The organism is Chryseobacterium sp. UF-290 (assembly GCF_058245615.1).
Window position 1 is genome coordinate 146,842 of record NZ_JBSICB010000002.1, and the last position, 19,813, is coordinate 166,654.

The window sequence follows — 19,813 nt, forward strand, 5'->3', positions numbered from 1 at the left end:
TATGACAACATATATAGAACCGGTTGATGTTCAGGAGCTGATGAGCAGCATGCGAAAAAAGAAAATTCAGCTTTGGACAGAAGATGGAAAATTAAAATTCAAAGCTCCGAAAGGAGTCATGGAACCCAGTGATATGGAACTGCTCAAGGAAAATAAAGCTAAAATCCTTGAATACCTGGAATCAGAGAACAAAGTGATAACCATCCATGATGACCTGCCTAATCGTTATAAGCCGTTTCCGCTTACGGACGTGCAGTCGGCGTATCTTCTGGGAAGAAACCCGGGCTTCCGGTACGGAGGAGTAGCCTGTCATCTTTATATGGAACTAAAATATAGTGCTTTGGATCACGAGCTTGTGGAAAATACCTGGAACAGGCTGGTTCAAAGGCATGAAATGTTAAGAGCCACGGTAAGTAACCAGGGCTTCCAGACGATTCATAAAGAAACGCCACGCTTTAAGGTAAGCTATCAGGATGTTTCTACATTCACTGTTCCAGAACAGTCTTCAGCTCTTGATGAAGTGCGGGAACGCATGAGCCATCGTGTGTATGATACCGGGCAGTGGCCTTTATTTGATATTGCAGTAACGACAACGCAGTCCGGACAGAAGAAAGAATCTGTTCTCCACTTTTCCATGGAATTCCTAATTGCGGACTGGATCAGCATGTGGATGCTGATGGCGGAATTTGAAAAGCTTTATTTCAATCCCGGCACACAGCTTTCACCATTAAGCCTGAGCTTCAGGGATTATGCCATTGCGGAAAGAGGGATACGGGAAACTGCGGCCTATGCCAGAGACCGGAATTACTGGATGAACCGTGTGGAAACATTGCCTGCGGGGCCTAATCTGCCTATTTCCCGCCGTGAAGATACCTCTTCCAATCACTTTACCCGGAACAGCACCCTGATCGGGAAAAAGAAATGGGAAAGCTTTAGGGCAATAGCTACTTCCTATGGGATCACCCCTACTTCGGCAGTAGCCGCTGTATATGCTTCCGTACTGGAACGCTGGAGCGAGACCGCCCATTTCTGCCTGAACCTTACTGTACTGAACCGTATGCCGCTGCATCCCGAGGTACATCAGATCGTGGGTGATTTTACCTCAGTGAGTCTGCTGGAAGTGGACGGCAGGGAACAGAAAATATTCAGTGAAAGGGCAAAGGATATGAATATCCAGCTGTTTGACGACCTGGACCATACTTTGTTTACCGGAGTAGAAGTGCTTCGTGAAATGACCAAAAAGCAACAGAACGGAAGGGTACTTTTACCGGTCGTGCTTACCAGTGCCATCGGGTTGCTGGATACCGGCGAAGAGGCAGGATTAAAAGGGCAAATCGGCGATTACAACATCAGCCAGACGCCACAGGTATTTATCGACTGCCAGGTGGTAGATACCGCACAGGGATTATCTGTCAACTGGGATACCCGTGACGGTATTTTCCCCGAACATATGATCGATGATATGTTCTTCACTTTTGAAATGCTTCTCAATGAGCTGGCGGATAACCCCGGCTCCTGGAATAAAAAAGAGCTGGTCTCCCTGCCTGAACGACACAAACAGGAAAGAGATCAGCTGAATCATGAACCGGCCACTTTGCCGGAAGCTTTATTACATGAACCTGTTATCAAAAACTTCAGACATTTTGCGGATAAAACGGCTATTATGGATCAGTACGGCTCCTTTACCTATCAGGATATAGAGCAAAAAGCAGCCGCTATCGCTTTACAATTAAGACAGCTGGGTTGTGGCAAACAGGATAAGGTAGCCATTACCCTTCCCAAATCACACCATCAGGTAACGTCCGTATTGGCTGTACTTGCATCAGGTGGCGTGTATGTACCGATAGACCTCAACCAGCCTATGGAGCGACGGGCAAAAATCATCAGAAACGCTGGCATCCGCTATGTGCTGACCAGTGATGAAATCAACAATCAAGGCTATGGCGTGGAAGAAGGTGTCCATATAATTGCTGTAGATACATTAGAAAGCAACAAAGAAACAAGTCTGGAAGAGATTGCAGCCAATACAAAACAGGATCGGAATGTCCCGGCTTATGTGATTTATACTTCAGGTTCTACCGGCGAACCCAAAGGTGTGGTGATTTCCCATTTAGGCGCCATGAATACGATTGAAGACATCAACAGGCGCTTTCAGATTGATGAAAAAGACAGCGTACTGGCCTTATCTCAGCTGGGCTTTGATTTATCGGTATACGATATTTTCGGACTGCTGGGACTTGGCGGAACCATCATTTACCCTCACCCGGACCGTCAGCGCGACCCTTCGCATTGGCTTGAATTAATGCAAAACCATCAGATCACGGTATGGAACACCGCTCCTGCCCTGATGCAGATGTTTGTCAATTTCCTGGAAACTGAAAAGCAGGAGATCAGCTCATCGCTCAGCCATTTCAGGATCGCCTTATTATCGGGAGACTGGATTCCTCTGAATCTTCCTGATACCTTAAAGCAGCTTGTTCCTTCCGTACAGCTGATCAGTCTGGGAGGCGCTACCGAAGCTTCCATCTGGTCGAATTTCCATGTTTACAAAGGCTTACAGCCGGACTGGAACAGCATACCTTATGGCAGACCGCTTTCCAATCAGGGTTTCCGTATTCTGGATGAGCAGATGCGGGGTTGCCCGGAATGGAAATCCGGAGATTTATTCATCACCGGTACCGGGCTGGCTCTGGAATATTTTAATGATCCGGAGCTTACCCGGGAACGCTTTTTCCCGCATCCTGAAGACGGCGAAAGAATGTATAAAACCGGAGACTTAGGCAGATATATGCCGGGAGGTGAAATTGAATTTTTAGGAAGAAGAGACAAGCAGGTAAAAATCAGAGGTCACCGTATTGAATTAGGCGAAATTGAATCCGCTTTGACGGCGCATCCTGAGGTTTCCAATGCCGTTGTGATTGCCAAGGCGCATGCGGAAAACAGCAGGATCAAAACTTTATTTGGCTTTATCGTTCCTGTGGGAGACCGGCCTGATGCAGACCTTACCGCTGAGCTGTTGCAGTTTTTAAGTAAAAAAGTACCGTCCTATATGGTTCCTTCCCATATCCAGCTGATAGATAGGATCCCTGTAACCGTTAACGGTAAGGTGGATGCAAAAAAGCTGGAAGCGCTTTGTGTCTTTGATACCGATCATACCACTGCCGGAAACCAGGATTTTAAGGATGAGCTTGAAAAAACCATTCATGACCTATGGTGCAGTTCCTTGGGTGTAGACAACATCGGGAAGCATCAGAACCTTAATGACTTCGGGGCAGATTCCCTGATATCAGCCCAGATGGCCGGAAAGCTACGGGATATTTTTGCTGAAAAAGGGCAAACCAATCTCACTTTTGACCTGATCCTGAGACAAATCCTGACCTCACCTACTATTGCCGGTTTGGCGGATTTCTTCCGGGAACAGGAACAAAACGCAGGAGTTCAGAAAAAGACTGAGGAATCTAAAAAAGCAACCCGCATCGGAACACTGACCCATTTTGGCGGCGATCCATCCGGTGAACATCGTATCATCCTGCATGCCGGCGGTGGTACGCTGGAAAGGTACAAGCACCTGATCCGTGAAATGGTCAACCAGGATTCCGGGGCGGTATATGGAATTTCGGTCGGAGATTTTGATGCTTATTGTGCGATAGAAAGTGATCAGCTGGTAGAGCGTATTGCAGACGATTATTGTGCTTCCATTATAGAGAACGGGGCCGGACAGGTACAGCTTATCGGCTATTCCATCGGAAGCATGATCGCTGTGGAAATGGCCAGAAGGCTGAGTGAAAAAGGAATTGAGGTCGTTGATCTGTGCATTATAGATGCGATCCGTGTTCCGTTCAAAGTATATGATGATCTGTTTGTTGAATTCCGCTTCCTACCGAATTTAGGGATTACTCCTGCTGATGCCGGCTTTGGGGAAATGAACGGAAAATTGTTCATGGACTGGGTAACCCAAACCCTGCAGGAAAATAGAAACGAGCTTCCTGAAGGAGCTATTTTCAATATAGAGGGTAGCAGTGAATTGGCTCAGGTAAGTTCTGTTTTCAACAAGATGAAAGCTACCAGCCAATCCGATCGTTTTGATGCCTACCTCGACACTATGAAACGCTTATCCGGCAGGGAAATGCCAAAAGAACTGCTGGAACGTACATACAACACTTTTGCCCAGAACTTTAAAGCTTCCCGGTTCGTTTCACCTCCTTATTTCGGTGATATCCGGTATTTTAAAGCCAAAGACCAGCGTACGACAACAGCGACAGGGATCAATGATGACATCGTAGAGCTGTGGTCCGAAATAAGTCTTGGTCAGTTGCATATCACCGATATTGAAGGCGACCATCTGGGTTGCGTGGGAGAAGCGTATGCACCTGATCTGGCAGGTCATTTAGGTAAATTTTCAGATCAGTAACGACATGAAAGACTTCCCAACCCATTTACAGGCCGCCTATTTTGATGTGGATGGCACGCTGGCCAAAAGCAATATTGTAGAGCCGCTGCTGTATATCAAAAAACAGGTAATGCCGCCCTCCGGATATCGTTTCTGGAAGGCAGCACTTCCCTTTCGATTTATGTACTGGACGATACTCGATACAATTGATCGTGAAATAGCAACAGCTTCTATCTACCGGCAGTACAAAGGGATTTCCGTTGAGAAAATGAACGGATTGCGAAACCAATGCTATCAGGAACACTATCAAAAGAAGCTTTTCCCGGAAGCCCTGGAAGTGATCAGATCATTCAGGGAACAGGGAATCCGGATTATTTTGGTCTCAGGATCTTTAGACATTTTCTTACAGCCTTTAGCAGAAGAATTAGGCACGGAATTAATAGCCTCCCGCCTGGAAACGAAAGACGGAATGTATACAGGAAAAATCAAAGGTTCTGCGGTTACCGGAAAACGGAAAGCGGAACTGATCAGCGAGCATTCCCATAAAAACCAGCTCAACCTGGAACATTGCGCCTCTTTTGGTGATTCAGCGGATGATATTCCTATGTTGAGTTCGGTGAAATACCCTGTAGCCGTTAACCCGGATAAAAGATTAGTCTCATTTGCACAAAAAAACAATTGGAACTCCCTGACCTGGTCTTAACATGCATATCTGTTGCGTACATATCGATCAGCCTTTGGATGAAATAGCGTTTCAGGAAATGATGCAATACGTTACTTCTGAAAAAAGAGCCAGAATCCAACGGTTCCGGAAACCCATTGATGCAACACGGTCTTTGCTGGGGGATTTGATCATACGTTTTATTTTGTGCAGGCATTATGGTTTTCACAATCACAAAATACACTATGAACATCAGGAATTCGGGAAACCTTATCTCCCGGAGCATCCTGATGTTTATTTTAATATCTCTCACTCCGGCGACTGGGTTGTTGGTGTCGTTTCAACTCATCCGGTAGGAATCGATATTGAAAAAATCACAGAAGCAAAAGAAAATCTCACTTCATTGGCTTTAACAGCCGAAGAGCATCAACAATTCCAAAAACTCAATGAAACGGAAAGAAACCTGTTTTTCTTTGAATTATGGACGCTGAAAGAAAGCTATGTAAAAGCTACGGGAAAAGGGCTTTCCGAAGGGTTAAATACATTGCAAATTTCGAGGGATAATGGGGAGATCGTTATTGAAAAGCATGGAAAAACCGTTCAAGCTTATTTTGAAATGCTGGAATGTATAGATGGATATAAGCTTTCTTTTTGTTCCTTTTCTAAAAATCCTGAGAAGGATATGAGATTGTTTCTGCTTAATGAGTTCATTGGAGAGGTAAAAAACTTGTTGAGAATGCCGAAAGGTCAATCAATATATTAGAAGTTCTTATCTGAACTTTCAGGTGCCCTGTTAAGTTCACAAAAACGGCAGATATCTGAGATGTTTTTAACCACAAAAGCCTTTATTATAAACACTTTAGCTCACTTTAGTTAGTTTAAAATGATACTGTATAGAAAGTTCACATAAGAAGAAAATCAAAGATTTTCATAAACTTAAGTGTGATTTTTGTGCACCAAGCTTGTGACTTAAAATAACTCTTAAGTGTTTAATCTTTTATGGCTTTTTTGGTTTTTATTGGAAAAGTTTAAACAGATTAATAGGTTGGGAGCTGGAAGAAGGAAGTTATGAAGGTTATTCAGAATAACTGATCAGCTTTTTTAAAGTAATTTAATTTCATAGAGCTTGTAAGTACTTATGACTAAGAGCCTGCTTAAATTTGTTAAAATATTATTTCTCGCTGATTTTGCAAATCCCGCTGATTTGATTTACGAAATTAGTCATTAAATTTCAACAGGCTCTAAGGGTAACTTCCAGCCTCCCCCAGCCTTTACCCTGCAACCTTCTCCCCTCTTCTTTCCAGAATAAGGTACGCCGCATCCAACATTTTGGTCAGGTGGATGTACGGAATAACGATATTCCTTTCCGGCAGATTATCATAGACGCCCAGCGAGAAATAGACCATCCCGGACATAAAATAATCAAATTCCTTGATGCTGTATTCTCTGAATGCTTTCTGAAAGGCCAGCAGAGGATTTTGGTATTCTTTCTCCGAAAGCAGGCCGAAAAGCAACGGAGAGACCTGCTCCGGCTGAGTATTGACCGCCCATTTCCTTTCCTTCAGCATAATGAGATAGCCTGCACGGATAAACGACCGCATAGACTGGTGAAACTGAAAGATGACGGACGGCTCTTCGTTGATCCAGACATTTCTTTTTACCGCATAATGCATAATGTTGTTTAACCGTTTTTTAGATGTTGTTAAGTCATTGAGCTGAAAAAATGTCTCTATTTGCTGTAAGGCAGAGCGTTTCTTACCGACTTTCCAAAGTCTGGTTTCAAAATTTGTTTTATTCTTTTTCATGAGTTGGTGTTTTTGTAGTGAGTAATTCTGTAAGGATGGGATCATTTCTTTTCATTATTCATTGTTTTTTTTTGGATTGAGCATAGCTCTGTATACACCATGAAAATTGCAACATCCGGTGTGTGCTAAGCTTTATTTAAAAAGATCATATGAATGAAATCTGTGTTCCCGTGAAAGCCCTGAAGCCGCAATGGATTGTACACTCCATTGTACCGTGTCATGATACTTTATGTAGTAAAGCGGCTTAGAAAAAGATAATTGCAGAAAAGCAGAACAGCATGAAATAAAAACGGCATGGGACTCTACAATATCCGAACAGAGGTACTGGTATACCATGCATACAGATAAGAGAACCCACGCCTAGGTCGTGAGCTTCCTGCTTATCGTCTCGTATGCTAAAAATTACCAGTTTTCTGTTCGAGATTCTAAGCAATAGCTTCTATTATTCTTTGAAGTATCGCAAAGCTACTTTATTGTAGCTTATTTTACAAATATAAGAAAAATTCCAAAAAGGATACATATAAGTATCCTAAATTTTAACTCTAAACTTAGAATTTTACAGTTAATGAATGAAATCGAACTTAATAACTGTAAAAAAGCTCTTGGTTATAGAATTTCTGAATTAAGAAAGAAAGTTATAAATCCCGAGACCAATAAACCTATTTCGCAGGAAGAACTGGGGTTAAGAACCGGGCATGCAAAAAAAACAATAGGAGAATTAGAAAGAGGTAATACCAATCCTCGATATGATACTCTACTTATAATAAGCAAAGAACTTAATGTTACAATACAAGAACTCTTTGATTTTGATATGAAAAAATACATCAAACTATCAAGTAAATCCTAATTAAATTTTAATAGTACAAAACAAAAATCCTTACTTTTGGAAGTAAGGACAATATCGAATGATTGGCCATTATTTTTAACACCTAATTGTCAGATCAAGTCAGGTTTAAATAACTGAAAAACCCGGCTATCAAATCAAATTATGATTATCACCTACCCCTCAAACCGAGCCTATATTTATATAAAAATGGAAATCTATATTCCTCACCTCTACCATAATTTTCTTTTTTAATTATACCATTTGTCAGTAGTAATTCTTCCATTTTTTTAGGAGTAATCTCGGTCATTTCTTCTCGATCCTTATAATCATTAATAACATCTTTAAAAAGCCTATAAAATCTATCTTTTTTTAAAGTTATTGATCTATATTCTTTATGATTCACAATATACTCAAATAAATATTCTATTGGTTTATTACCGATTTGGTTACGAACAATATCATTGAAATGTCTGTCAACAGCCTCTTTTCTAACCTCTCTATCAGTATAATATTTTTGAAATAAAATTGGCTTTAATCCTTCTTCTTGAATGTACTTTTTCTCCTTCCATTTATCTATTGACAATTTAATAAGATCAATAAAAGGACGCAAGCTTATTGTATCATCTCCGTTTCTTAAATTTTTATAAAACCAATCGTAGCTTTCCCCCATCCTACTACTTCCTTCAGTATCAACTTCTTTTCCGAAAAAAGTAGTAGCTAAAGGACGTAATAAATATTCTTCTAATGCAGTTTGTTCTAGTTTATTATATTTTTGTCTATTTTTCTTTATTAGTTCAGAATGATAGTCACCATATAAGTACATTATTACCCAAAAATAATCAGACATTTTATTAGAAAAAACAAGTTTGAAAAAATATGAAAACATCTCTTCTTGTGACCATTCAATATTTATAGCTTGATTTTCAACATCATTAATGTTTGTTAAGCCATATAAACCATTGAATAAATCCCTTCTGATAAATACTTTACCAAAAATACGACTATATCTTTTATTTCTCCAAAAATCAATTAATGAAGGAATCCAATCATTCCATAATGAAGGATGCACTATCTCATCTAGTTGATCATATAATATCATTAAAAAATTCTTTTGACCATTATTAGATTTAAGAAGATAATTATCTAGGTTATTGAATTCTTTTTCTACTTTAATTATATATTCTGTATCTAGAATCCTCTCATTTAATACACGTAATGTTGTTTCGTCATCTTTAATATCAAAACTTTCTACAGAAGATATAAAATCAAAATGATGACTTTTTATTTCTTTGGTGATTATTTGCCAAGTATATATTAACCAAAATCTATAATTAAAATTTATGTCATTATTATATCTAAACCTATTGACCTTGAAAATTCTATCTTTCTTATCGATAGTATAAATGAAAGTGAAATTATCCGTGAGATTTGCAATTTCTAATAATTTTTTCACTATCTTCTTGCTACGCAATGCATTGTATATATATGATTTTCCCGTACCTTTGCTTCCTAAAATAAATGGTTTATCAATATTAAAAACATCATTCATGCAGTTTCTAAAGAAAAATTGTTGATTTTCAAATTCTTGTTCAATCGACATATTTTCAGCATACAAACTGGTTGAATCAATTTTACGTGAAGTTTCAAATAAAATCTTTTCTTTTACTTGTGTAATATAATTATATTTTTTTTCTTCTGATAGTTTAGCAATTTCGTCTTTACTTTTAATGTCTAGAGTTTTTGAATCATCAAAAGTTTCTTTACCAGCTTGTTCTACATCTTTTACCAATATAGTATCTAAATTATAAGAGGTATTTTTATTTATATATGGTATAATTGAACACAGATGATTAAAAATTTCCTTATACTCTTTAATTTCTCCGTCTTTTATAAGCTCTAAAAAATCAGAGCAATTTTCAGATGTGCTTCCCAGTAATTCCAAATTCTGATTTCTTGAAATAGGAAAACATGTAAAATTTAATTCAGAATCGGGATCAATGTCTATAATTATATTTTGGACATCTTCTTCAAAAGATTTAAATAACTTTTTCTTTAAACTAATTGATTCTGGCAAAATAGAATTAATGATACAAGGCTCAATTGCTTTATTCTCAATTAAGTTCTCAATAAAGAAATGTAATCCTGGTAATGACTGTGCATCATTTCTAAAAAAACCTATTACTATTTTTGATAATTTAAATGCTGCAATCCCTAACATATCACTAAATCCTGTTCTTGAATCAATAAGAATTACATCTGGTTTAAAAGAATCACTTATATCTTCTAAGATACTTTTAAACTTTTTAATTATATATTTTTCATTTGTAAAGTCTATTCTAGAAAGTCCCTCAATATAATGATTCAAATCGTTTCTAAAAAAATCCTTACTATTTATTTGAGTACCTAAGTTTCCAGCTGGCATAATATGAATTGAACCAGACTCGGAAAATTGAGTATCCACTTGCCATGTATAGTTTTCTAATTTATTTTTATCAGAAAAACCATTTTCTTTATCAAAAAAATATTCAATAAAACCTTGCCTCTGGTTAGTTTCTCGTGGATTAGTTAAGAAAAAATTTGTAAAACCTGGTGCCTCAAAATCACAATCCACAATAACCACTTTTTTTCCTTCATTAATTGCAAGATGTGTAGCAAAAGAAGCTAATGTTGTGGATCTTCCCATACCTCCTTTATAGCTGTAAAATGTGACTACTGGACAACTGATTTTTTCGACTTGTTCATCCTTATTAAACAGAGAAGTAAAACGTCTTCTACCATTCTCTAAGTGAATTACCTCTGATTCATTAAATATTTCACTATAGAAATCATTATCTTGTAGCATATTTATAGTTACATAATCCACCTCAATATGAGGATAAATTTCTAATATTTTATTTTCAATTTCTTCCTGATCAATATCATTCTTAATTAAAATATAAACGTATAAATTTTCGTTTGTACGTAAATAAATCTTAAAATCAATATTATCACTCGACAAATTTTCTAAGTAAAACTTAATTTCATTACATTTATTGAGAATTGATATCATAATTAATATTGTTCTTTTATTTTCAAATATATAGGTTTTACAGTATTTTCAAAATGTTTTTTCAAATCAACAATAGAAATATTATCACAGTCGTATCGAACCATTACATCCCAATTTTTGCTAATGTCGAGCCATTTAATATCTTTTCTAGGAAAGCTGTAACCTAATCTGATCCAAAGCTCGTAAATATTATGGGTTTTTAGCTTCATCCTTTCTAAATCTTCAAGTGTGAGCTTTCCCTTAAAATGATTTTGTTCAAGAATATAATATTTTAATATACATTCCAAAATATAGCCACTCAAATAATATACATTATTGATTACATGTGGCTGTTTATCAGGTAATGTAGTTTCAATTTTTTCCAACAAATGGGAACAAGTAATAAAATGCCTATGCGCTGCTCTTTTAAATGTTTTTGAAGTCCAAGTAGCGGGAATAATCATGGTAGTTTTTTAATTATTAACAAATATATAAAATACAATCTTTGTAGCCATCACTTACTAGCCTAAGTTTTAAATTTAACTAATTACCACTCCTCTCCAAATCTTTTTGCTTGGGAATATTATTAAATCCCACTATACTTTTCAACTATCCATATTTCGAAAATCCACAACAAAATATATCAGTTGACCTAACTGCATTCTATAATTAAACTACTTTCAACTAATAAAACCAGCTCTCACCTTTCCACCACATTTTCCCTTACAACAATTCCACCATTTTCCCTAACTTTATATTCAAAGAATAATAGATGAAATCAGAATATACGTCAGATGCTTTTTTCAGGAAAATAGCTTCCTTATTTACTCTTATGGAAGGTGAAAAAGAATTTCTGCTGTCAAAAATTTCAGTTTCAGAATATAAAAAAGACAGTTATCTGATTAAGCCGGATACGACGGCTAAAAATTTATTTTTCCTGCAAAAGGGGCTTGTACGGAGCTTCTATCAAAAGGATTACAGGGAAATCAATACTGAGTTCTTCTTTGAAAACGAATATCTCACCGCATTCACAAGCTTTCTTACCGGAGAACAGACGAAGCTCCATTTTCAATGTCTTGAGGATTGCGAAATAATCAGTATCCCAAAAAATGTGATAGACAACCTGCTGGCGGCTGACCCTAAATGGCATATGCTGCTCAACGGGATCTTAAAACATGAATATATCAAAAAGTGCCGGCGGGAAAGCTCTTTTCTTTTATTTGACTCTAATGAAAGATATCTGTATTTCCTTGAGCAGTTTCCGGAATCCGAAAGCAGAATCCCTCTTTTTCATATTGCCTCCTATCTCGGGATAAGCCCGGAAACCCTAAGCAGGATCAGAGGTAAAAAAATGAAGCAAATTGATATACATCAAGTAAACGGCATTTAGATTTTTACATCTTTGCTTATAGATTGTAAGCGCATTTAATGGTGATTGAAAGTGAAATTTGACCATACATTCAATTGCGTTGGAATCAGAAATTTTGACCGTAGAACATCACCAAATCAATAGTATGGAACATAAAACAGGATTAACGAAAGATGCCGGCTGGCAGTTCGGAATCAGAAGAACAGTAGCATTACCATTGAATGAGGTATGGGATTATCTGTTTTCTGACAGGGGAATGAAGCTCTGGACTGAAGGAGTGGATGAAGATTTTTCCACTTTTAAGAAATATTCCCATATCCGCACAAAATGGAAGCTGAAAGACTGGACCAATACCTCCAGCCTTCAAATCAGGGTAATTGCCTCTTCCCAAGCCGGAAAAACAACTATTGCCATCCATACCGACCAGCTAAAAGATGAGCTGCAACGGGAACAGGTGAAGGAATATTGGACCAAAATTGTCATGGCTATTACGGATGAGATCGTAAAAGGCCATACCTGAAAGTAAAAAGATTACTATTCCGCATTTTTTTTAACGACCTCAACCATATGGTCTATATCAAAAGGCTTTTCGATGTAATCATCAGCCTTACATTCTTCTGCTGTTTTCGCCAGGTCATAAGAGGTGGACGTCAAAACAGAAGACACTTCTTCCGTCTGCGGATCGGATTTGAGCTCTTTGATGATCTGCGATCCTTTTTTCTCTCCTTTAATGTGATCATCCACAACCACCACATCAGGATCTATTTCATCAATCTTTTCTATAGGTTCAGTAGTTAATGAAGGAACAACATCAAACCCTTCATCCTCCAGCACCTCATCCATAATATTGAGCGTTTCTTCATTATCCTGAATAAGAACAACCTTTTTCTTCATCTTGCCGTAATTTTTATATAAATATATGAAAAATGGAAATGGTATAATTGAATACAGCGTAATATTTTCAATACAGCATCATCCCGCGTTAATCACTAAAAAACTGACAGTAAACAGCTTCATGAAAGAGAATCTTTTCAGGGTGAGTAGACAAAAAAAGTATTGACGGCACCTTTTTTGCCACAGCTTCTATGGTTTGTAGTCTATGATTTTGTATTTTGGTCATAGAGATTTGTCTATAAGCCAATTAAAGCCGCACCCGTCAAAAAAAACTTTGTATGAAAAAAACTTTCGTCCTGCTGTTATTGTTTGGATATCTCAGCATATTTTCACAATCAAAAGTTATCGTCAGAAGTTCTGGGGACCATTCTCCCGTTTCTGATGCAACCGTCTCCTGTAATAAAAAGGTATTAGGCAAAACGGATGCAACAGGGACATTGAATTTCAAAACAAAATGTAAAAAAGTAGAAATTTCTGCAAACGGATTTCAGGAGGATGATGCAGTGGTAGATAAAGTGATGGAAGTCTTTCTGGCCAAAGCTGATCCCAACATCAAAAATATTCAGACCATCGTTCTGGAAGACAAAAGTGATCCCAGAGCGTTGGAAATTCTCAGGAAAGTAAACGAAAACTACAAGCAGAATTCTCCTCAGAGCCTGGATTCCTATTCATTCAAATCCTATGAAAAAATTTCGCTGGATCTTGATGAAGACAGCATCAATGCATATAATGTTTACATTGCCAACCGGATAGACTCCCTAAAAAAGCTCCCGCAACGCCCTATGAAAGCAGCAGAGAAAAAAGACTCCCTGGAATCTGTAAATCTGATGAAGCTTTTGGGAGGCAGTAAAATATTTCTGTGGGAAAGAGCTTCCCAGACTCTGTATTCAAAAAAATATGGTGAAAAAATCAATATCCTGGATAATAAGATGGCAGGTATAAAAGACCCTATCTATGAGCTGATGACTTTCCGGTCCAACAGAAACCAGATCCCTAAAGAGATCCGGGAAGAAAACAGGAACCTTTATCGTTTCTTTTTAACGGATTCCATAGAAATTGAGGGACGGCAGAACTATGTCATCCGCTTCCGCCAGGTAGATTACAAGCAGCCCATAAAGCAGAGGAAATTCAACGGATATCTTTATGTAGACAAAGAAACCTATGCGCTGAAAAAAATTGAAAGCAACAGTAAAGTTAAAAGCGAAGGCAGCATTACCAGCATCTGGAAACCTGTGGATAATAAATGGTTTCTTGTAAAGGAAAATTATAAGCTGAAAATGGCTTCCGCCTCTTTTGATAATGATGGTAAGACCGATAAAAATAAAAGCGAAGAAGAGAAAGAAGCGGATAAAAAGAACATAAAAAAGTTCGGGAGCTATGCTTTTGTCACCGCCGATTATTTTGATTTCAAAACCCCGATTGAGGAAAAACCTGAAGATTTCAGAGGCTATACCATCGGCGTAAAAAACTCGGATGGGAACAGCATAGATCAGTACCGTACGGAAAACCTTACCGCCCGTGAAGCGGCCACCTACACAACGATCGACAGCTTAAGCAGTAAATACAAGCTCAATCAGAAAGCGAAGGCATTGACCGGTTTGCTGAAAGGAAAAATAAGGCTGGGAATGATAGATTTTGACCTTTCTAAAATAGTCGGTTACAACAAATACGAGCATTTCCGGCTTGGAGCCGGTGCCAAGCTGAATGAAAAATTCAACAGGTATATTTCCCCGGATGCTTATTTTGCATACGGTATCTATGATAAGGATTTTAAGTACGGAGCCGGTGTGGATATCCGTACCACCCTGGAAAAAAATTCGTTCTTCCGGGTTGAATATTTCAATGATGTCATGGCGGCGGGCCGTTTTTCTGAAAACTTATGGAACTTCAGAATGAAAATCATGAATTCCGGAGTCGCTTTGAATAATGGGGTGTTCTATGGCTATGAAGGCTTCAAAGTGAGCTATGAAAATGATATCACCAATGCGCTGACCATCAATGTCGCTGCGAAAAAAACTCAGGAAGAGTCGAAATTTGATTATAATTTTAAAGGACTCGGAGACCGCTTTGATATTGCATCGTCCGTCATCACAATAAAATATTCCCCGAATTCAAAAAACATCATGACGCCTACCGGAAAATATACCTATGAACAGAATCTTCCTGAGCTTTATCTGAATTATGAACAGGGCTATAAAGCAATGGGAGGTGATTTCAGCTTCAGCAGGTTTGATGCGCTGTTTGTTCACAATTTTAAAACCAAGCTTGGGGTAACAGGTGTGAGACTTTACGGTGGTCTGATTACCGGTGAAGCACCGATCTGGAAGAATTTTACGCTGAATGGACTAGGCAACGGAAGAGAAGGGCTGAACTTCAATCTTACCTCCTATCTCGGCTTTGCCACCATGGAAGGCGGAAAATACTATAATGACAAATTTGTGGGGGTATACCTTACACACAGGCTGCCATGGTATTTTAAAAGTTTCGGGAAAAATGTTTCAAGCTTCGACCTTATCTACAGGGGAACCATCGGTGATATGAAAAATCCGGAATTTCATCAGTTTGATTTCAAAAAGCTTGATCACCTGTATAACGAAGTGGGACTTGAATGGAATAACTTCCTATCCTCCCAATTTAACTTAGGATTTTTCTACCGGGTAGGCTATTACAATACCCCGAAGTTTAAAGATAATTTCGCGATCCAGTTTAAATTTAAATTCTTAGGATTTTAAACATCAGAACCGACCGCTTATTTTCCAATCATCCTTATCAAAAAAACAACATGAAAAAAAACTCAGGCCATCCAAAATTTCAGAAGAGGAAAAAAACCGTACTGATCATACTGGGAATAATAGGTGTTTTAGCCCTTATTTTCCCGTTTTTGCTGAACATTTACCTTAAACATAAATTACCTGAAATCATCAATGAAAAAACGCCGTATCAGGTAACCCTTAAGGATTTTGATATGAATCTATTCAGGGGGAATATTTCGGCCAACTCCGTTACTATTAAAACAAAACAGACGCAGGATTCTGCCGTTACCAAAATATCAGGGAATATTAAAAGCCTACAGGTTGAAAACTTCGGGATATGGAATGCTGTTTTCAATAAATCCTACCGGGTAAATAATGTGAAGCTTATTGATCCGAACGTTCAGGTAGTTCTCGGCAAATCAAAAAAGAAAAAAGATCCGGCAAAAAAGAAAACAGACTTCGGGATTGAAAATATCATCGTAAGCAACGGTAATATTTCTGTAAAGGAAAGTAACAAAAAAGATCTTTTTACCGGAAAAAATGTCAATATCAGGCTTACAGATATCCGTCAGAGCCAGGATGTTTCCAAGATACCGGTTGCCTTTAAAGATTTTAAAATCGATGCCCATGATGTGCTGATCACCGTGAATGATTTTTATACCATTTCTGCGGATAAGATCGATGCGAAAAACAAGCAGCTGCATATTTCGGCATTTCATCTGAAACCTATAGAAAGTCCTGCCCTGTATAATGCCAAAAATGTATTCGACCTGAAAGTCGGCCAGCTTGCTGCTGAAAACTTTATCATTGATCAGGATTCCCTTATCATTGACAATGCCAGATTCACCAAACCACAGCTGACCGTCACCTCTACCAATAAACACACTGTAAAGGAAAACCCGCAAGAAGTCAACCTGAAAATCGGGATCAAAGATCTTGACCTGCAGCAGGGATCTGTGCTGGTACAGGAACAAAATAAAACAAAATCAGCTTCCATAGACAATTTCCATGTGAACCTGAAAGATATTGTCTTTGACAAAAATACCGTAAAAGAGAAAGTGCCTTTTGCATTTTCTACCCATAATGTTGAGCTTCAGGATATTTATTTCAAGGTAGATCCTCTACAGGCTGTAAGCGTTAAAACGATCCGTTCCGACAATGCTGACATTTTCATTAATGACGCGCAGTTTCAGGCGATTGGAAGCAGCAGCACAAAAGATGTTTTCAACATTAAAACAGAGAAAATTGAGATCCTGAACAATACCTCAAAATTTGTCGGGCAACAGCTACAGCTTAAGCTGGATGCCATCAATGTATATTCTCCTGACATCCATATTATTGCCGCAGCTCAAAAGAAGAAAGCTCTTTCTAAAAAACAGGGCCATACTCCTGATTTAACATTAAATCTCGGAGCTCTGAATCTTATTAACGGGACTTTCAGCCAAAAGCAGCAGGGCATCCAGAAGATGAAGGTCGGAAATTTTAATGTGAACCTGAATGCCATTACCACCAACAGGGATATTCTTAAAGAAGCGATTCCTTTTCATATAAAAAATCACCTGATCACCGCCAATACCATTGATATGGATGCAGGAAAGTATTACCGGCTGAAAGCAGACCATATAAAAAATACCGGCAAAACGACCAGTATCAGCAATTTTGCTTTCCTTCCCAAATACTCAAGGAGCCAGTTCAACAGGATGATTGCCGTAGAGGAAGACCTTTATACGATTAAAGCGAAGTCAATCAGTATCACGGATAAAAACTCGGTAATAGGCGGAAAAACAAGTATAGACCTGGATCATATCATTCTGGACGGGATAGACTGTAATATTTATCACGATCTTGCCCCACCCGATGATAACAGTGCTCGTTATATGTTCAGCAAAAAGCTCCGTGATGTAAAATTCCCGCTGTATATAAGACAGGTAGATATTAAAAATTCAAAGCTGGCCTACGAAGAAATTGCGGAGAAAGCACAGATTCCCGGGAAGATCACCTTTGATCATTTTAACGCAAAAATCGCCAATGTAAACAGCGCCAAAATGAAAGGAAAGCCCACCATGGTGAAAGTAGATACTGATTTTAAATTCTTTGGTGACGCGCCTACAGATGTCCACTGGCAGTTTGATGTGGCCAATACCAATGATGATTATGCCATCAACGGAACCATAAAAGATCTTTCGGTAGAAAATGCCAATCTCTTCGTAAGGCCTTACCTGAATGTAACGCTTGACGGGAAAATTCATTATCTGAAATTCGATTATAAAGGAAACAGCAGTAAAATCGGAGGTAATTTTTATTTTAAATATACCGACATGCATGTTAACTTCATGAATAAAAATACAGGTAAAGAGAGAAAGCTGCTCACTGCCATCGCCAATATTTTTGTTAAAAACGATTCCAAAGGCGAACCTGATCATGTGGAAGTAGAAAAAGAGCGTGATCCGAACAGAAGCTTTTTCAACACTTTATGGCAAGGCATTATGGAAGGGCTTAAAAAATATCTGATTTAGAACCTGTTTAAATTGGTATTAAAATATTATTTTTAAACACTTAAGTTGTATTAAGTAAGAGTCTTTGAGTATAATAAGTACACTTGAGTTTTTTGAAAATCTTTGATTTTCTTCTTATGTGAACTTTTTATACAGTATCATTTTAAACTAACTTATTAAACTAACTTAATTGTACTGAAGTATTTAGAATAAAAGCTTTTTTGAAGTTAAAAATATCTATGATTCTTATGAGATAAAAAATTTAAACAGTTTCATTTTTAAAAATTGATACCACAACATTGCAACGGTAAAAAGAACAGTTTTGCCATTTGGTAATAAAATTGTACTGTTATGGTAAAAACATGCCTGAAGCTGCTTATAATACGGAAAGCAGGTAGATATACAATCCTGATAACAGGGTTTCTGTTTTTCCTGAAATTAGCAGGATCAGATGCAGAACATCCCAAATTGATCTAAGTCAAGTCAATAAAATCTGAATTTCAACAATTTTGCTTCCATGATTAAAACATATACCACAATGGATAAAAGAGTAAAATTTGATTTTGAAGTGTATTTCACCAATGGCGGAAGCCTTAAAGGCGAAGATTTCAGGCTGGATATTGCCGGCGATGACATAGGCGATAAAGAACTTGCGGATTATATTATTGAAGATTTACAGTTGCTGATGGCCGGAAAAGTAAATATCCTTAACAAAGAAATCTTAACAGAACAACACAAGCGGAAGCCTTTCAATCCCGGTATTACAACGGAATTACTCATTGACCTCAGCCATACCATTGAAAACGGACTTGTAACCTACAAAGGTCTCCCTGCTCCAATCATATGCGATTATCTATCCAGAGAAAGCTCAAAACAGTTCTATGAGCAGGGAACGGAATTCCAGATCGGAAAAATTGAAATGGTAACCAATACGGGAACCTACATTGACTGTCCGTTTCACCGGTTTGAACATGGAAAGGATATGTCCGAAATATCTCTGGCCCACTTTGCGGAACTGGATGCTGTTGTGATCCGGGTTCCGTTTTCAGAAACGCTGGAGATCACGGAAGAGCATATTAAAAACAGGGAAATCAGGAACAGGGCTGTACTCATTCACACCGGATGGGACAAGCACTGGAATACCGAGCTGTACTATGAAAATCATCCTTACCTGACAGAAGGGGCCGCAGAATATCTGAAAAGCTGCTCTGTCCGGCTGGTAGGCATTGACTCTCATAATATCGATAATACAACCGGCAGGACAAGGCCCGTTCATTCCCTATTGCTGGGCTCAGAAATTCTGATTGTTGAGCACTTATGCAACTTACATCTTTTGCCGGGTGAAAATTTCACCTTTACAGCTGCACCACCCAAGTTTAAAGGAGTAGGAACATTTCCGGTAAGAGCTTTTGCTTCAGTAAAAAAATCTGTGTAATTTTATACATTATATGATTTAACTTTAAGATTGGCTTTTATTATTCTGACTTCCCTATTAATATTTTCGGCTTATATTTTCTCTCAACTTTTGTATTTTATTTATAAACAAAACCCTCTTGCATTGTATACAGGAGGGTTCATCATTTGTGTTTAAA

General features: G+C 38.0%; 13 protein-coding genes. 9 read left to right on the top strand and 4 right to left on the bottom strand.

Annotation, left to right across the window (positions count from 1 at the left end):
- Position 1: 1 nt before the first annotated feature.
- The 3 genes from AC4IF5_RS03020 to AC4IF5_RS03030 are packed head-to-tail and all read left to right on the top strand — an operon-like array spanning position 2 to position 5,814.
- Complete coding sequence (locus tag AC4IF5_RS03020) at positions 2-4,411, top strand: amino acid adenylation domain-containing protein (protein WP_490731550.1); 4,410 nt, start codon at positions 2-4, stop codon at positions 4,409-4,411.
- Between the two features lie 4 nt (positions 4,412-4,415).
- Positions 4,416-5,093 carry an HAD family hydrolase gene (locus tag AC4IF5_RS03025; RefSeq protein ID WP_490731552.1) on the top strand — a complete coding sequence of 226 codons (678 nt, stop codon included), beginning with the start codon at positions 4,416-4,418 and terminating at the stop codon, positions 5,091-5,093.
- Position 5,094: 1 nt separating this feature from the next.
- The gene (locus AC4IF5_RS03030) at positions 5,095-5,814 is read left to right on the top strand and encodes a 4'-phosphopantetheinyl transferase family protein (protein ID WP_490731553.1); all 720 of its coding nucleotides are present in this window, start codon (positions 5,095-5,097) and stop codon (positions 5,812-5,814) included.
- 508 nt (positions 5,815-6,322) lie between these two features.
- On the opposite strand, the gene AC4IF5_RS03035 is transcribed toward AC4IF5_RS03030, so the two are convergent.
- Positions 6,323-6,856, bottom strand: a complete 534-nt coding sequence (locus AC4IF5_RS03035; RefSeq protein ID WP_490731555.1) for a hypothetical protein — start codon at positions 6,854-6,856, stop codon at positions 6,323-6,325.
- Between the two features lie 565 nt (positions 6,857-7,421).
- Here AC4IF5_RS03035 and AC4IF5_RS03040 point away from each other — a divergent pair.
- The gene (locus AC4IF5_RS03040) at positions 7,422-7,703 is read left to right on the top strand and encodes a helix-turn-helix domain-containing protein (protein ID WP_490731556.1); all 282 of its coding nucleotides are present in this window, start codon (positions 7,422-7,424) and stop codon (positions 7,701-7,703) included.
- A 148-nt stretch (positions 7,704-7,851) separates the two neighbouring features.
- Here AC4IF5_RS03040 and AC4IF5_RS03045 read toward each other — a convergent pair whose 3' ends face one another.
- Positions 7,852-10,731, bottom strand: a complete 2,880-nt coding sequence (locus AC4IF5_RS03045) for a KGGVGR-motif variant AAA ATPase (RefSeq protein ID WP_490731558.1) — start codon at positions 10,729-10,731, stop codon at positions 7,852-7,854.
- A 2-nt stretch (positions 10,732-10,733) separates the two neighbouring features.
- Complete coding sequence (locus tag AC4IF5_RS03050; RefSeq protein ID WP_490731560.1) at positions 10,734-11,174, bottom strand: hypothetical protein; 441 nt, start codon at positions 11,172-11,174, stop codon at positions 10,734-10,736.
- 308 nt (positions 11,175-11,482) lie between these two features.
- Between AC4IF5_RS03050 and AC4IF5_RS03055 the strand changes: the two genes are divergently transcribed.
- Both AC4IF5_RS03055 and AC4IF5_RS03060 read left to right on the top strand, forming a co-directional pair.
- Complete coding sequence (locus tag AC4IF5_RS03055) at positions 11,483-12,100, top strand: Crp/Fnr family transcriptional regulator (protein ID WP_490731562.1); 618 nt, start codon at positions 11,483-11,485, stop codon at positions 12,098-12,100.
- A 124-nt stretch (positions 12,101-12,224) separates the two neighbouring features.
- Positions 12,225-12,599 carry a hypothetical protein gene (locus AC4IF5_RS03060; protein ID WP_490731564.1) on the top strand — a complete coding sequence of 125 codons (375 nt, stop codon included), beginning with the start codon at positions 12,225-12,227 and terminating at the stop codon, positions 12,597-12,599.
- Between the two features lie 14 nt (positions 12,600-12,613).
- Here AC4IF5_RS03060 and AC4IF5_RS03065 read toward each other — a convergent pair whose 3' ends face one another.
- Positions 12,614-12,973 (bottom strand): response regulator, encoded by a 360-nt coding sequence (locus tag AC4IF5_RS03065; protein WP_490731566.1) that lies wholly within the window; start codon positions 12,971-12,973, stop codon positions 12,614-12,616.
- Between the two features lie 278 nt (positions 12,974-13,251).
- Between AC4IF5_RS03065 and AC4IF5_RS03070 the strand changes: the two genes are divergently transcribed.
- The 3 genes from AC4IF5_RS03070 (at position 13,252) to AC4IF5_RS03080 (ending at position 19,656) form a co-directional block, all read left to right on the top strand.
- The gene (locus tag AC4IF5_RS03070; protein WP_490731568.1) at positions 13,252-15,705 is read left to right on the top strand and encodes a hypothetical protein; all 2,454 of its coding nucleotides are present in this window, start codon (positions 13,252-13,254) and stop codon (positions 15,703-15,705) included.
- Between the two features lie 50 nt (positions 15,706-15,755).
- On the top strand, positions 15,756-18,242 hold the full coding sequence (locus AC4IF5_RS03075) for a DUF748 domain-containing protein (protein WP_490731570.1): 2,487 nt from the start codon (positions 15,756-15,758) through the stop codon (positions 18,240-18,242).
- A 517-nt stretch (positions 18,243-18,759) separates the two neighbouring features.
- On the top strand, positions 18,760-19,656 hold the full coding sequence (locus AC4IF5_RS03080; RefSeq protein ID WP_490731572.1) for a cyclase family protein: 897 nt from the start codon (positions 18,760-18,762) through the stop codon (positions 19,654-19,656).
- The last annotated feature ends 157 nt before the right edge of the window (positions 19,657-19,813 follow it).

What these genes read in the sequence shown, in the direction of transcription:
- AC4IF5_RS03020 (WP_490731550.1), top strand. Translation starts at nt 2, where the DNA reads ATGACAACATATATAGAACCGGTTGATGTTCAGGAGCTGATGAGCAGC.
- AC4IF5_RS03025 (WP_490731552.1), top strand. Translation starts at nt 4,416, where the DNA reads ATGAAAGACTTCCCAACCCATTTACAGGCCGCCTATTTTGATGTGGAT.
- AC4IF5_RS03030 (WP_490731553.1), top strand. Translation starts at nt 5,095, where the DNA reads ATGCATATCTGTTGCGTACATATCGATCAGCCTTTGGATGAAATAGCG.
- AC4IF5_RS03035 (WP_490731555.1), bottom strand. Translation starts at nt 6,856, where the DNA reads ATGAAAAAGAATAAAACAAATTTTGAAACCAGACTTTGGAAAGTCGGT.
- AC4IF5_RS03040 (WP_490731556.1), top strand. Translation starts at nt 7,422, where the DNA reads ATGAATGAAATCGAACTTAATAACTGTAAAAAAGCTCTTGGTTATAGA.
- AC4IF5_RS03045 (WP_490731558.1), bottom strand. Translation starts at nt 10,731, where the DNA reads ATGATATCAATTCTCAATAAATGTAATGAAATTAAGTTTTACTTAGAA.
- AC4IF5_RS03050 (WP_490731560.1), bottom strand. Translation starts at nt 11,174, where the DNA reads ATGATTATTCCCGCTACTTGGACTTCAAAAACATTTAAAAGAGCAGCG.
- AC4IF5_RS03055 (WP_490731562.1), top strand. Translation starts at nt 11,483, where the DNA reads ATGAAATCAGAATATACGTCAGATGCTTTTTTCAGGAAAATAGCTTCC.
- AC4IF5_RS03060 (WP_490731564.1), top strand. Translation starts at nt 12,225, where the DNA reads ATGGAACATAAAACAGGATTAACGAAAGATGCCGGCTGGCAGTTCGGA.
- AC4IF5_RS03065 (WP_490731566.1), bottom strand. Translation starts at nt 12,973, where the DNA reads ATGAAGAAAAAGGTTGTTCTTATTCAGGATAATGAAGAAACGCTCAAT.
- AC4IF5_RS03070 (WP_490731568.1), top strand. Translation starts at nt 13,252, where the DNA reads ATGAAAAAAACTTTCGTCCTGCTGTTATTGTTTGGATATCTCAGCATA.
- AC4IF5_RS03075 (WP_490731570.1), top strand. Translation starts at nt 15,756, where the DNA reads ATGAAAAAAAACTCAGGCCATCCAAAATTTCAGAAGAGGAAAAAAACC.
- AC4IF5_RS03080 (WP_490731572.1), top strand. Translation starts at nt 18,760, where the DNA reads ATGGATAAAAGAGTAAAATTTGATTTTGAAGTGTATTTCACCAATGGC.